Source organism: Kitasatospora sp. NPDC096204, assembly GCF_044763205.1.
In the GTDB taxonomy this organism is placed as follows: domain Bacteria; phylum Actinomycetota; class Actinomycetes; order Streptomycetales; family Streptomycetaceae; genus Kitasatospora.
This window is the reverse complement of sequence record NZ_JBIWFT010000004.1, coordinates 93,066-106,954: the sequence shown is the minus strand read 5'-3', so window position 1 is coordinate 106,954 and position 13,889 is coordinate 93,066. Positions and strand designations below refer to the sequence as shown.

Genomic DNA, 13,889 nt, shown 5'->3' with positions numbered 1-13,889 from the left:
CCGGGGGCGGCCGGTCAGCCCGCGTACACGTCCTCGACGTACCGCCCGGCCTCGATCAGCCCCTGCAGCCAGGCCTGGGCGCGCTGCTCGTCCGCGCCCGGGGTGCGCTCCCGGTAGAGCGCCCGGAAGGCCTCCCGGACACCCGGCGCCATCCGCGCGCCGTCGCCGCACACGTACACCTCGGCGCCGGCTTCCAGCAGCTCCCACACCTCGGCCGCCTCGGCGGCGATCCGGTCCTGCACGAAGCGCCGCCCGTCCCGGGGCCGCTCGCTGAAGACGGGCCGCAGCGACACCGCCCCGGCCCGCTCGGCGGCCTCCAGCTCGCCGCGGTGCAGGTAGTCCGCCGCCTCGTCGTCGCAGCCGAAGTACAGCAGCGCCGGGTCGAGGGCGGCGCCCTCCGCGAGCAGCGCCCGGCGGTCGGCGACGGCGCCCCGGAACGGCGCCAGCCCGGTGCCGGCCGCGATCATCACCACCGGGGTGCGGTGGCCGATCCGGAACGCCTCCCGGCAGGGCCGGACCCGGGCCAGCACGGTGTCGCCGACGGCCACCCGGTCGAGGTGGCCGGAGCCGCAGCCGCGGAAGGTGCCCCGGCCCGAGCGGGCCGGCCCGCTGAGCACCGAGACCATCAGCTCCACCTGGCCCGGGTCGCCGGCGGGCGAGGAGGAGATCGAGTAGTGCCGCGGCCGCATCGGCGGCAGCAGCTCCAGCAGCACCGGCCAGGTGAGCCGCTCCTGCAGCGCCGGGTGGTCCTCGATCAGGTCCAGCAGGGTGCGCGGGTCGTCCTCGGGCAGCGCCCGCAGCGCGGCCTGCTCGGGCGGGCAGGGGTTGAGCTCGGCCAGCGCGGCGCGCTGCTCGGCGCTCGGGCGGTCCTGCAGCTCGACGTGGTGGGTGAGCAGCTCGCGCACCGTCAGCGGGCGGTCGACGGCCAGGCCGGTGCGCCGGTGCGCCACGATCGACAGCACCGTGTCCGGGGCGGCGCCGAACAGCTTGGCGGCGCGCTCCACCAGCGCCGGGTCGTTGGCCGGGAGCACGGTGAGGTGGTCGGCCGTCCGGTACTCGGCGCCCTCCGGCAGGGCCAGCCGCACCAGCCGCTTGACCCGGTGGTAGGCCGGGTCGGTCAGGCTGCCGACGGCGGTGACGGTCAGCTCCGCCATGTCGTGCCGGGCGGCCAGCGCCGCCAGCGGGCCGCCGGTCACCTCGGTCACCGAGTAGCCGGCCTCCGGCCGCGCCGCGGCGGGCGCTTCGGCGTCCCCGTAGCGCGCCAGCAGGGCCTCGCACAGCGCCTCGGTGAACTGCCGTACGGTGCCGGCCAGGTCGCCCGAGGCGTCGGCCTCGGCGCGGGCCAGCAGCCGGGTGCCGCCGAGCGCGGCGAGCCGGTCGTCGATCAGCGCCGGGACGCGCTGGTAGGTCGCGGCGTAGGTGCGGTCGCCGATGCCGAGGACCGCGTACTCGACGCCGTCGGCCGCGGGGCTCCCACCGGACTCCGGGTCGCCCTGGAGGCGGCGGAAGAACCGGGCCGCGTCGTCCGTCGGCTGCCCGTTGTAGGAGGCGGCGGTGATCACCACCGGCCGGTCCGTGGGCAGCCCGTCCGCGTACGCGTCCAGCGGGGCGACCGCGGTCTCGCAGCCGAGGTCGGCGGCGGCCTCCGCGAGCTGCCGGGTGAGCTCCCGGGAGGCGCCGTAGTTGGAGCCGTGCAGGAGCAGCAGCCCGGTGCCCTGGCGGACCCGCGCGGGGAGGCCGGTGGCCGGCGCGGCGGTGGCGAGGGGGGAAGCGGCGGAGGAGGCGGCGGGGGCCGGGGCGGGCGTGCGCCGGGCGAGGCCGAGGGTGAACCCGTCGGGCTTGATGGTGAGCGTCTGCTTGATGCTCAGCCGGTAGTCCGCGTGGTCGATCAGCCGGTAGCGGTGGACCAGCATGCCGAGCAGCATGACGGCCTCGTGCAGCGCGAACTGCCGCCCGATGCAGGCGCGTTCACCGGTCCCGAAGGGCTTGAAGGCGTGCGGGGAGCGGCCCTCCTCCTGCTCGGGGTCGAACCTGGACGGGTCGAACAGCTCCGGGTTGTCGCCCCACGCCGGGTCGCGGTGCAGCATCGGCGTGGTGACGACGACCGTCTCCCCGGCGCGCAGCGGGATGCGGCCGCCGAGCAGGGTGTCCTCACGGGCCTCCCGGTTGAACGCGGGCGCCGTCGGCCACAGCCGCAGCGCCTCGTTGAGCACCTGGCGGGTGTGGCGCAGCCGTCCGACGTCCTCGTAGGAGGGCTCCGGATCGGTCCGGTCGCCCCACAGCTCGTCCACCTCCCGCTGCACCCGGCGCAGCACGACCGGGTTCTTGAGCAGGTAGTACAGGGCGAAGGAGAGCGCGCCGGAGGTGGTCTCGTGGCCGGCGATCAGGAAGGTGATCACCTGGTTGCGGATGTTCTCGGCGTCCAGCCGGGAGCCGTCCGAGGGCCGGACCGCGCCGAGCATCAGGCCGAGCAGGTCCTCGGCCGGGCCCTGGGCGTCCTCCCCGGCGCGGGCGGCGATCACCTCGTCCACCACGCCGGCCAGGTAGTCGGCGTCGGCCCGGAAGGCCTCGTCGCGTTCGCGGTGGTCGGCGTCCGGGTCCCGGGTCAGCTTGGTCATCGCCCAGTCCAGGCAGCGCACCATCGCCCCGACGAAGGGGTGCGGCTCGTTCCGTTCGAAGGAGCCGAAGTCGAAGCCGAAGCCGGCCAGTCCGATGGTGTCCAGGGTCATCCGGGTCATGTCGCCGGGCACGTCCACCGGCAGCCCGGCGGCCTCCCGGCGGTCCCAGGAGTCGATCAGCCGGCGGGCCACCCTCAGCATCACCGGGTGGTAGGTGCGCATCGAGCCGAGCGCGAAGGCCGGCATCAGGATGTCGTGCGCCCGGGCCCAGTTGGGCTCGTCGTTGTAGGCGGTGAACAGGCCGTCGCCGGTGAACAGCCGGACCAGCTCCAGCGCCGGGCTGATCGACTTGGTGAAGCGGGCCTCGTCGGCCAGCTCCTCGACCAGCTCCAGGCCGCTGACGATCAGGAGGTCCCGGCCGTACAGCCGCTGGACGTACGCCGGGCCGTGCTCTCTGGCCAGTTCCATGATGCGCAGCACCGGAGCGGCGACCGGCGGCATCGACGAGATGTCCACCAGGGGGACGGCCCCGGCCCCGGTCGCCCGCTCGTCCTCGGTCGTGCTCTCCGTCGTGCTCTCCACGGTATCGGTCATCGCTGTGCCCCTCCCACGGCAGGAATCTTTCTGCTTCCACCACTGTGCGCCCATCGGGCGGGAGGTCCGGTCCCGATCACTACATGATTGTGTAGTACCCGGGGGTGTCACGGCCTTGCCCACGGACCGTCAGTCATGGCCCCCGGAAAGGAGAACCACAGATGCGGACGACCGAGGGCTGCGGCCCCGTGCCGGACGACCCGCGGGAGGCGGCGGTGATCTGGCGCAACCGGGCACTGCGGCTGCTGGACCACATGCCGCTGCCGATCGCGGTGTGCGAGTTCGGCGGGAAGATCCTGATCGTCAACCGTGCGATGGCGGCCGAATTCGGCTGTTTGCCGGGCCAGTTGCACAACCGCAGGATCCTGGAGTTCTTCACCCTGCGGGACAGCGGCACCATCGAGGCGCTCGCCGAGGCCGTCCGGCTGCACCGGCGCTCGCAGTACCCGACGCGGGTCTCCTGGACGCCCGTGAACGGGCACGAGCGGTACGGCGAGATGACCGTCGCCCTGGTCGGCGACACTCCGGAGCAGACCCCGAGCATGCTGCTGTCGCTGCAGGCGGCACCCGCCGGCGGCGCGGCCGGCCCGCCCGGCCCGCAGACCGAGGTCAGCCCGGTCGAGGCCCGCATCCTGGCCGCGGCGGCCCGGGGCGACACCACGGCGCAGATCGCCCGGGAGATCGGGGTCACCCCGGACGGGGTCAACTACCACCTGACCCGGCTCACCCGGCGCTGGCGCGTCCCCAACCGCACCGCCCTGGTCGCCCGGGCGTACGCCACCGGCGTCCTGGCGCCGGACACCTGGCCGCCGCGGCCGGCCCGTCCGGCGTGACCGGGCGGGGGTCCGTGCGCGGTGCGACCGGCCGAGGGGGTGGACCGGTGTACCCCGGTGTGCCCCGGTGCGGCTCCGCCCGCGGCGAGACCGGACGGGGGTCAGTCCGCGGTGCGCCGCCGCGCCTCGATGAAGGCCCTCGTGGCGGAGAGGTCAGGCAGCGGGCGCCCGTAGGCCTCCCCGATCCGGGCGAGCGGGGTGATCCCGGTGGTCCAACCGTGCCCGTCGAGCCACCCGTCGGTGCCCGGGCCGAGCCCGCCCCGCCACAGCCCGGTCAGGTGGGCGAACGCCGGGTCGTGCGGTGTGCGGCTCACGTCCTGGCCCTGCTCCACCAGCAGCCGGCTGCCCGGCGCGGCCAGCCCGGTCACGGCGGTGAGCAGTCCGGCCGCCTCCTCGGCGGAGAGGTAGACCAGCAGGCCCTCGGCGAGCCAGACCGAGCGCCGCGCCGGGTCGAACCCGGCCTCGACCAGCCGCTCGGGCCACCGCGCGTCCAGCAGGTCGACGGGCAGGGCGGTGCGCTCGACGAGCGGCACGGCGCCGAGCCCGTCCAGGACCTGCGCCTTGAAGGCCAGCACCGGGTCCAGGTCGATCTCGAACACCCGGGTGCCGGCCGGCCAGTCCAGCCGGTACGCCCGGGTGTCCAGGCCCGCCGCCAGCAGCACGACCTGGTCGGCGCCGGCGGCGAGCAGCCGGTCGTCGTAGAAGCGGGTCCGCAGGATGCCGTGGGCGACGAGGGCCCTGGCGAGTGCGCTGTCCGGGCGGGTGGGGGCCGGTTCGAGGCCGGCGGCGGTGACGAACGCGGCGGCGTACGGGTCGACGAAGAGCGGGTCGGGGCGGGAGCTCTCGTAGGCCCGCACCCGGGCGACGGACAGGGCGGTGCGGGAGACCGGGCTGAGCGGCTCGGAGGTCGTCATGCCCGGCAATCTACGCGGCCCGCTCGACGCACCGGCCGGCCCGGCCGCCCGCCTGCCTCCGTCCCGTTGCGGAATTCCACAAGTCGGCTACAAGCCCGGCCGGTTGGTCCCGCCCCGGGGCGATCCCTGCCATCATCCCGCCTGGGGCCTGGAATCGTCCGGGAGCCGACCGGAGAGGCCGAGGGAGTGCGATGGACGCGCGGATCGGGGTGGCCGACGGCGACGAGCCGCCGAAGGGGCAGCAGGTCGATCAGGTGCGGGACCGGATTCCGGTCCCGCCCGTACGGAAGCCGCCACCCACACGGGCGGCGCCGCCCGTCCGCCATCGCGGCCCCTCCTTCCGGAGGGCCGCCGGCGGCGCGGTCCGGATCCTGCTCGTCCTGACCGGCCTGGCCGCCGTCGCCCTCGGCTTCTCCCGCTTCGTCGACGCCTACGACGCGTCGGTCGCCTACCGCGGCGCCCCGGCCTGCGCCGCCCTCGCCGGCACGCCCGCCGAGGACTGCACCAGCCGGGAGACCGGCCGGGTGACCGCCAAGACGATCGGCTCCGACGACGACTCCAACAGCTACGAGGTGACCGTCTCCCGCGAGGCGGCTCCCACCGCCACCTACATCGTCACCGGGGGCCTCTACGGCAGCGTCCGGACCGGCGACACCGTCGACCTCACGCTCTGGAACGGCCACGTGGTCGAGATCTCCCACCAGGGCCACCGCTCCCCGGTCACCGAGGCCCCCTGGTTCACCGCGCTCGAGCTGGCCCTCCTGGTCGGCGCGGGAACCTCCCTCACCGTCTTCACCCTGCTCCACGGCCACCGGGACGGCTGGGTCGCCACTGCCACCGGCTGCCTCTTCCTCTCGTTCTTCACCTTCATCGGCTGCGGCTTCCTGACCACCGTGCAGTGGCCCTTCGCCCCCACCCTCGCGCTCCCGATCGTCGGCTGGCTGGTCCTCACCGCCGTGATCACCGCCGTGTGCTGGGAGTACTAGGCCCTGGCGACGAACCGCCCGCACGTCCACGAGGTGATCCGGCCGGCGAAGTGGGTGCCTTCGCCGGCCGGATCACCTCAGTGGTCGGTGCTCAGTGCCCAGCGCTCCGTGTTCGGTGCTCTGTGCTCTGTGTTCGGTGCTCTGTGTTCGGTGCGGACGCGGTCAGAAGACGAGCTTCCAGCCGTCGAGGTGGCCCGAGTCGCTGCGGTACGTGTCCTGCATCCGCAGCCGCCAGGTGCCGTTGGCGGGCTGGGCGGAGGCGTCCACCGTGTAGGTCTCGATGACGTTGTCGCCCGAGTCGCCGAGGTTGCCCTTCTTCAGCGAGTACACCGTGCCGTCCGGGCCGACCAGGTCGATGACCAGGTCACCGCGCCAGGTGTGCTTGATGTCCACGGCCACCCTGAGGTCGCTCGGCGCCTGGCCCGGGATCCGGTCGACGACGATGTCCGAGAAGACCGCCGGGCCCCCGTCCGGGATCGGCAGGGGGGTGGTGTTCGCGTAGATGCCCCGGGAGACCTTCCAGGTGAACGTCGTCGCGAGGCTGCTGTGGTGGGAGGCCTTGGCGGTGACGGTGACCGTGTACGTGCCGGGAAGGGCCGGGACGCCGGTGACGCGGCCGGTGACCGGGTGGAGCGTCAGGCCCTCGGGGAGGCCGGTCGCGTGGTAGGTGACGATGCCGGGGTTGAAGTTGACGGCCTTGATCTGGAGGTCGGCGGAGGCGCCGATCGCGGTGATCTGGCCGGCGACGGGGTCCATCAGGAGGCCGTCGACGACGCGCGGGCCGACGTTGATGGCCGCCCAGGCGTTGGCGGTGTTCATGTAGGTCGCACTGGACTGCCCGTACAGGTCGGCGGCGGCCTGCAGGGTGGCGGTGCGGGCCCCCGCGTAGTTGGTCGACGAGGTCATGTAGGTGGTGAGCGCCCGGTACCAGATCTTGGCGGCCGCGTCCCGGCCGATGGCGGTCACCGGCAGACCGTCGGAGGTCGGGGAGTCGTAGGCCACGCCGTTGACGGTCTTGGCGCCGCTGCCCTCGGAGGCCAGGTAGAACCAGTGGTTGGCCGGGCCGGAGGAGTAGTGGACGTCGACGGAGCCGAGGTCCGCCGACCAGTAGTCCCTGGAGCGGTTGTCCTTGGAGGGCTTGTCCATGTAGCGCAGCGGGGTGCCGTCACCCCTGATGTCGATCTTCTCGCCGACCAGGTAGTCGCCCTGGTCCTCGGAGTTGCCCGCCCAGAACTCGATGGCGGCGGCCATGATGTCGGAGGTGGCCTCGTTCAGGCCGCCGGACTCGCCGCTGTAGACCAGGTTCGCGGTGGCGGAGGTGACGCCGTGGGTCATCTCGTGGGCGCCGACGTCGATGGAGGTCAGCGGCTTGACGTTGCCCGCGCCGTCGCCGTAGGTCATGCAGAAGCAGCTGTCGGACCAGAACGCGTTGACGTAGTTCTTGCCGTAGTGGACCCGGGTGTAGGCGCCGACGCCGTCGTCCTTGATGCCGTTGCGGCCGTGGACGTTCTTGTAGTAGTCCCAGGTGAGTTGGGCGCCGTAGGCGGCGTCCACGGCGGCGGTCTGCCGGTTGGCGACGGTACCGTCGCCCCAGGTGTCGGTCGGGTTGGTGAACAGCTTCTTGGTGGAGCCGGTGGTGCCGTTCAGGTCGTAGGTGCTGTGGCCGCCGCGGGTGTTGTCGGTCATGGCGAAGCCGCCGCCGGCCGCCGAGGTGCCGATGGTGACCTGGCCGGAGTACTTGCTGTTGCCGACGCCGGTCTCGACACCCTGGTACTCGAAGATCTTCTTGCCGGAGTTCGCGTCGGTGACGACGTGCAGCTCGGACGGCGTGCCGTCCTCCTGCGTGCCCGTCACGATCGTCTCCCACGCGAGTCGCGGGGTGCCGGACACGGCCCAGACCACCTTGCGGGCGTCGTCGGCCGCCGGCTCCGCGACCTTCGCGCTCCCGGCGCTGTCGAGCGCGAGGCCCTTCGCCGAGTCGGCGCTCTCCTTGGCGGTGGTGTCGACGGCGATGTCCGCCTCGGTGGCCCTGGTGACGCCCTTCGTGGAGCCGTCCGCGGCGGTGTGGACGACCAGGTCGCCGCCGAGCACCGGGAGTCCGTCGAAGGTGCGCTCGTAGCGGGTGTGCACGGTGCCGTCGGCGTCCTTGGTGACGCCCCTGACGACCAGCACCTCCTTCGACCCCAGGTTCAGTGACCTGGCGGTCTCCGCCAGCGAAGCGTCCGCGGAGGCCAGCAACTCGCCGCGCTGCTCCGGCGACAGCTGCACCGGCAGCGCGCCGGCGGCGGCCTGGACCGCGGCGGGGGCCTCGGCGGGGGTCTCGTCGGCGATGGCGACACCGGACGTCAGGGCCGCCACGATCATCGCGGCGGCGGCTGTCAACGCGCCTGCGGCGGTGGTCTTTCCGGGGGATCGAGTCACACTGAACTCCTTCTGCGACGGCCGGGTTGGGGCGGCCGGAGTCAGCCGGGCGGCGGGGGGTGGTGCCGCCCGGTAGAGCTGGTGGTTCGAACGGGTGGAGCGGTCTCCGATGTGATCGCCGCATCGGATCGTGCGCGTGCGACTACAAGGGGCTCTTCGGCGATGGGACGGTACAGTGCCAGCTTTGGTGCGAACGCGTCACCCGTGCGGCAACAAGTTGGCCGAAAACGCGTCACCCAGACGTAATGTCGAGGTAATGCGCCGTCAGAATGCTGGCAATGCGGGCGGAAAACGCATGTCGCTGCCGCGGTACGACCAGCCCTGACCGCCCGTCCGCGGCGGCGGCTCAGTCCTCCCGGACCGGGTCGGGGATCCAGCTGCCGTGGAAGCCGGCCGGCACCCGCACCGGCAGGTGGACGGTGGCGAGCGGCGCGCCGGTGAAGTCCTCGGCGGAGAGGACGACCAGGTCGCTCGCGCCCCGCTCGGGGTCGTGGACGTAGACCAGCAGGTAGCCGTCGTCCTCGTCGCGGGCGCCCCGCCTCGGGACGAAGGAGACCTCGCCGGCGTAGCTGCCGACGCCGAACTGCCGCACGGTGCTGGACTGCCGCCGCAGGTCGTGCTTGATCAGCGCGTCCCCGACGGCCTCCGGGGGCAGCGCGCCGAGGCCGACCGGGCGGGCCAGGTGGCGCAGCAGGTCGGTGGTCACGGTGGAGTAGCCGTAGCGGTGGGCGCCGCCCACCACCGCCGGGTTGACCGCCGGGAACTCCTGCGGGCGGTCGTCCAGGCGGGTCTCGGTGACCTTGCCGGAGACGGTGTCGACGGTCCAGCGGTCCAGGGTGGGGCTGCTCTGGCCGTGCAGCGCGCCGCCGACGAACATCCGCGGGTAGCGGACGACGTCGATGACGACCCGGTGGCCGTCCTCGTGGGCGTTGAGCGTGTGGAAGACGAAGCAGGGCTCGACCTCGTACCAGGCGACCTCGCTGCCGTTGCGGGGCAGCAGCCCGATCCGCGCGCCGCGGCTCTCGTCCCAGACCGCCGGATAGGTCCTTCGCGCCCGGTTGTCGGGCAGGCTGAGACTCACCGCGAGGTCGAGGACCACGGCGAAGTTCCTGGTCAGCGCCATGTCGTGGACCACCGGCCGGTGCGGCACCGGGATGTCCTCGGCGCGGACCACGGCACCCTGCGGGGAGACCACCAGATGGCGCAGCTTCTCGCCGTCCCGCTGCCAGGTGACGGCGTGCAGCTCGCCGGTGACCGGGTCGAGCTTGGGGTGGGCGGCGAACCCCTCGGGCAGCGTGCCGCAGAAGTCGCTCGCGCCCACCGTCTCGATCTCGTAGGAGAGTTCGTACGGGCGGAAGCCGCCCTCGACCAGCGCGAAGGTGCGGTCCGCGTGCCCGATGACGTGGGTGTTGGGCGCGACGTCGGCGATCCGCGGCACGGCGCCGGAGCGCGGCCACTCCCCCAGCGTCTCGGCCACGGCGGCGCTGCGCACCATCCGGTTGCGGTACCACCGGGCCCGCCCGTCGAGCAGCCGCACCCCGTGCACCATGGCGTACCCGCCGAACAGGTGCCGCGGCCGGCGGTCCTCCGCCCGCATCCCGTTGGGCCCGTTGCGCAGGTACCGGCCGTTGAGCTCGGGCGGCAGCGTCCCCGTGACCGGCAGGTCGAACGCGGTGACTTCCTCGGCCACCGGCGCGTACGCCCCGGTGAACGGGTTGGTGACGGTGGACACCGCGAACTCCTCCAGGCCGTTTCCGACTTCCGCTGCTGCCCCCTGCGCTCACGGAGCAGCACGTCCGGACCAACGACCCAACCGCCCCCGGGTGACGGCCGACGCCCGGCGGGCGTCCTGTGACCCTTCACGGTGACCGGCGAGGAGACAGGCCCTAGAGTTGCGAGGCCCCTCCGTCGACAGGGAGCTCCGTTCCCGTCGAGAAGGTCGCGTCGAACGCCAAGTACGCCACCGCGGCGGCCACTTCCTCGGACGTCCCCAGCCGCTGCATCGGGTTGGTGCTCCGGTAGGTGTCCTTCGCCGCCTCGACGACGTCGGCGGGCAACAGGGAGCGGTCCAGGATGCCCGAGTCGATCGGGCCGGGGCTCACGGCATTGACGCGCACCTTGCGCGGAAGCAGCTCACGGGCCAGGGTGCGCGTCATCGACCGCAGGGCTGCCTTGCTCGCCGAGTAGACACTGAGCGCGTCGAGGCCCAGGACGTTCACCACCGACGTGGTGAGGACCACGCCGCTTCCCTCGCGCAACAGCGGCGCCAACGCCTGCACCGTGAAGTACGGGCCCTTGACGTTGATGCCGAACAACTCGTCGTACATCTCCTCCGTCGTCGAGTCGAACGGCGCGGACGCGGTGACGCCGGCGTTGACGAACAGCGCGTCCACCGCGCCGAACCGCTCCCGGACCGTACCGGCCAGCGCCTTGATGTCCGTCAGGGACGCGGCGTCGCTGCAGACGGCGATCGCCTTCTTCCCCAACTGCTCCAACGCGGCGTCCAGGGTGGACCTGGTGCGGCCGGTGATCAGTACGCGCGCCCCGCCGTCCGCGAACAACCGGGCCGTGGCCAGGCCGATCCCGCTGCTTCCGCCCGTGATCACGATCTTCTTGCCGTCATAGGTGGTCATGCCCTCCAGCCAAATACCCACCCGCACACCGCGTCCAAGACCTGTTCCGCATGCCGTCATGTCCCAGGCGCATGGCAGCGCGCGACGTACCCTGGGCGAATGGACGTCGATCTGCGGCTGGTGCGCTACTTCACGGTCGTGGCGGAGTACGGCAACTTCGGCCGGGCCGCCACCAGGCTGCACCTGGCGCAGCCGTCGCTGAGCCGCCAGATCCAGCGACTGGAAGCTCGGCTCGGTGTCCGGCTCTTCGACCGCTCGCCGCACGGCAGCAGCCTCACCGACGCCGGTCAGGCCTTCCTTCCCAGGGCCCGGATACTGCTCCAGGAGGCCGAGCGAGCCGCTGACGCGGCCAGGGCCGCCGTCCAGCCCCGTACCATCACCGTCGGCTACGCCGAAGGACTGGTCATCACCGCCTGTGTGCAGGAACTGCGCCGCCGGCACCCCGACGGCCGGGTCCGCACCCGGCACCTCGACTGGCGGGACGCGCACGCCCTCGCCGAGGGGCGGCTCGACGCCCTCGTCGCCTACGGACCCCTGGCCTTGCCCACGGACGGCTTCCGGGTGACCAAGCTCCATGAGGAGTCGCGGGTACTCGTCATGTCGGCGAGTCATCGTCTGGCGAACGGGAAACCCGTCAGCCTGCGAGCGCTGTCGGACGAACAACTGGTGACCTGCGTCAGCACTCCGGTCGTGTGGAGCACGCCCAAGCCGGTCGGCGACCGCCCGGCACCACCCCCGCCCGCGATCGACGACAGCTACGAGGACAAACTGGAACTCATCGCCACCGGCCACTGTGTCGCGATCTTCCCTGCCGGCGACCGACGCCCCGCTGTGCGCGAGGACATCGCCCTGGCGCCCGTCATCGACATCGATCCCTGCGAGGTCGTGCTCGTCACGCGCGCTGACGACCCCAACCCGCTGCTCGGATCACTGGAGGACGTCGCACGTACAGTGCTCGGCACGGCCTCCCGCCGGGAGAACGGCGAACTGCCGGTCAACTGACCTGCTGGTCGTCGCTGTTGAGGCGAGCGGCTGGTCACGGACGCTCATTCCGCGGCCTTTCTCCCACCGGTCCCGCGACCGGCGACCGGAGGGGTGCGCGGCCGTAGGCGTTCCCCTTGCGGCCCGAACAAGATCAGATACTCGACCGGTCCGGCGGATCCGGCGTTCGCGACTCCGTGGGGGACGCGGGTGTCGAACTCGGCGGTGTCTCCGGCGGTCAGGACGAGGTCCTGGTCACCGAGTGCGAGCCACAGCCGCCCGTACAGGACGCACAGCCACTCGTAGCCCTCGTGGGAGACCTGACGGGGCCGCGCGGGCTGCCGTTCGACGGCAGGCAGGACGTGCTTGTGGGCGTGCAGGCCGCCGACGTACCGGGTGAGCGGCAGCACCTCCTTGCCGTCGCCGAAGCTCAGCGGCGCCGGGGGGCGCGGCTCGGCCGCCGGGACGGTTGCGGTACCGGCCAGTTCGTCCAGAGAGACGCCGTACTCCTTCGCCAGCCGCAGCACCACCTCCAGGGTGGGCTTGCGCCGGCCGGTCTCGATCCGCGACAACGTGCTCGGTGAGATGCCGGTCGCACAGCTGATGTCGGCGAGCGTGGCGCCGTGCTGCTCGCGCGCGACTCGCAGCCTGGGCCCCATCGCCGCCATTGTGCCGTCCACCTCGTCGACTGCCACCGTGACCGTTCCTCCCGACCGCCGCTCCCACCGTACGGCCGCCAGCTTGCCAGAATGGCAAGCCTGATCGCGTCGGGCGGGCTCCGCGCCGCATGATCCACGGGTAACCGCGTCTGCCCGCGAACCGAGGAGAAGCCCCCATGCGATCCGAACCGACCGCCGCGCTCCGCCACCGCACCGTCGAGGCCCCGGCCGGACGCCTGCACCTGGTCGAGCAGGGCACCGGTCCGCTTGTCCTGCTCGTCCACGGATTCCCGGAGTCCTGGTACTCCTGGCGCCACCAACTCCCGGCCCTGGCCGCGGCCGGGTACCGAGCGGTGGCGATCGACGTGCGGGGCTACGGCCGTTCCTCCAGGCCGGAGGCGACCGATGCCTACCGGATGCTCGACCTGGTGGAGGACAACGTCGCCGTCGTGCGCGCCCTCGGCGAGGAGAACGCGGTGGTCGTCGGCCACGACTGGGGCTCCAACATCGCCTCCGCCTGCGCCCTGCTCCACCCCGAGGTCTTCCGCGCCGTCGGCCTGCTGAGCGTCCCCTACGCGCCGCCCGGCGGCCCCCGCCCCACCGACGTCTTCGACCGGATCGGCGGCCCCGAGCAGGAGTTCTACGTCTCCTACTTCCAGGAACCCGGCCGCGCCGAAGCGGAGATCGAGCCCGATGTCCGGGGCTGGCTCGCGGGCTTCTACGCGGCCCTGTCCGCCGACACCATGCCCGCCCAGGGGGAACCCGACCCCCACTTCCTCGCCCGCGGCGGCCGACTGCGCGACCGCTTCCCCGCCGGCCCGCTCCCGGCCTGGCTGAGCGAGGACGACCTCGACGTCTACGCCGGGGAGTTCGAGCGCACCGGCCTGACCGGCGCCCTCAACCGCTACCGCAACATGGACCGCGACTGGGAGGACCTCGCCCCCTACCGCGGAGCCCCGATCAAACAGCCAGCCTTGTTCGTCGGCGGCGCACTGGACGCCTCCACCACCTGGATGGCCGACGCCATCGACGCCTACCCCATCACGCTCCCCGCCCTGTCCGCCTCCCACCTCCTGGACGGCTGCGGCCACTGGATCCAGCAGGAACGCCCGGACGAAGTCAACAGCCTGCTGACCGACTGGCTTTCCGGCATCCAGGGCTGAACCAGGTGATTCACACCCGCGGGGGTGCTCGAAAACTCCCCGTTCGACCCGGGCTCGCCCGGAGGCTACCCACTTGAACACCGAATT

Annotated in this window: 10 protein-coding genes; 4 read left to right on the top strand and 6 right to left on the bottom strand. The window is 72.8% G+C overall.

What is annotated here, in order from left to right:
* Positions 1-14: 14 nt before the first annotated feature.
* Positions 15-3,212 carry a bifunctional cytochrome P450/NADPH--P450 reductase gene (locus tag ACIQ87_RS05940; protein ID WP_402402136.1) on the bottom strand — a complete coding sequence of 1,066 codons (3,198 nt, stop codon included), beginning with the start codon at positions 3,210-3,212 and terminating at the stop codon, positions 15-17.
* Between the two features lie 161 nt (positions 3,213-3,373).
* Between ACIQ87_RS05940 and ACIQ87_RS05935 the strand changes: the two genes are divergently transcribed.
* Positions 3,374-4,045 carry a LuxR C-terminal-related transcriptional regulator gene (locus ACIQ87_RS05935; RefSeq protein WP_402402133.1) on the top strand — a complete coding sequence of 224 codons (672 nt, stop codon included), beginning with the start codon at positions 3,374-3,376 and terminating at the stop codon, positions 4,043-4,045.
* A gap of 101 nt (positions 4,046-4,146) precedes the next feature.
* On the opposite strand, the gene ACIQ87_RS05930 is transcribed toward ACIQ87_RS05935, so the two are convergent.
* The gene (locus ACIQ87_RS05930) at positions 4,147-4,959 is read right to left on the bottom strand and encodes an SAM-dependent methyltransferase (RefSeq protein WP_402402130.1); all 813 of its coding nucleotides are present in this window, start codon (positions 4,957-4,959) and stop codon (positions 4,147-4,149) included.
* Between the two features lie 191 nt (positions 4,960-5,150).
* Here ACIQ87_RS05930 and ACIQ87_RS05925 point away from each other — a divergent pair, with 191 nt between their 5' ends.
* Complete coding sequence (locus ACIQ87_RS05925; protein ID WP_402402127.1) at positions 5,151-5,945, top strand: hypothetical protein; 795 nt, start codon at positions 5,151-5,153, stop codon at positions 5,943-5,945.
* A gap of 162 nt (positions 5,946-6,107) precedes the next feature.
* Here ACIQ87_RS05925 and ACIQ87_RS05920 read toward each other — a convergent pair whose 3' ends face one another.
* The 3 genes from ACIQ87_RS05920 to ACIQ87_RS05910 form a co-directional block, all read right to left on the bottom strand.
* Entirely contained in the window at positions 6,108-8,309 is a 2,202-nt protein-coding gene (locus ACIQ87_RS05920; RefSeq protein ID WP_402402732.1) for a M4 family metallopeptidase, read from the bottom strand.
* A 403-nt stretch (positions 8,310-8,712) separates the two neighbouring features.
* Positions 8,713-10,098, bottom strand: a complete 1,386-nt coding sequence (locus ACIQ87_RS05915; protein WP_402402124.1) for a carotenoid oxygenase family protein — start codon at positions 10,096-10,098, stop codon at positions 8,713-8,715.
* Between the two features lie 154 nt (positions 10,099-10,252).
* A complete protein-coding gene (locus ACIQ87_RS05910; protein WP_402402121.1) occupies positions 10,253-10,999 on the bottom strand; it encodes an SDR family oxidoreductase in 747 nt (248 codons plus the stop codon).
* Positions 11,000-11,098: 99 nt separating this feature from the next.
* On the opposite strand from ACIQ87_RS05910, the gene ACIQ87_RS05905 reads away from it, so the two are divergent.
* Positions 11,099-12,001: a LysR family transcriptional regulator gene (locus ACIQ87_RS05905; RefSeq protein ID WP_402402119.1), complete on the top strand. Its 903-nt coding sequence runs from the start codon at positions 11,099-11,101 to the stop codon at positions 11,999-12,001.
* A 44-nt stretch (positions 12,002-12,045) separates the two neighbouring features.
* Here ACIQ87_RS05905 and ACIQ87_RS05900 read toward each other — a convergent pair whose 3' ends face one another.
* Positions 12,046-12,675, bottom strand: a complete 630-nt coding sequence (locus ACIQ87_RS05900) for a helix-turn-helix domain-containing protein (protein ID WP_402402116.1) — start codon at positions 12,673-12,675, stop codon at positions 12,046-12,048.
* Between the two features lie 140 nt (positions 12,676-12,815).
* Between ACIQ87_RS05900 and ACIQ87_RS05895 the strand changes: the two genes are divergently transcribed.
* Positions 12,816-13,802, top strand: a complete 987-nt coding sequence (locus ACIQ87_RS05895; protein ID WP_402402113.1) for an alpha/beta fold hydrolase — start codon at positions 12,816-12,818, stop codon at positions 13,800-13,802.
* Positions 13,803-13,889 lie beyond the last annotated feature (87 nt).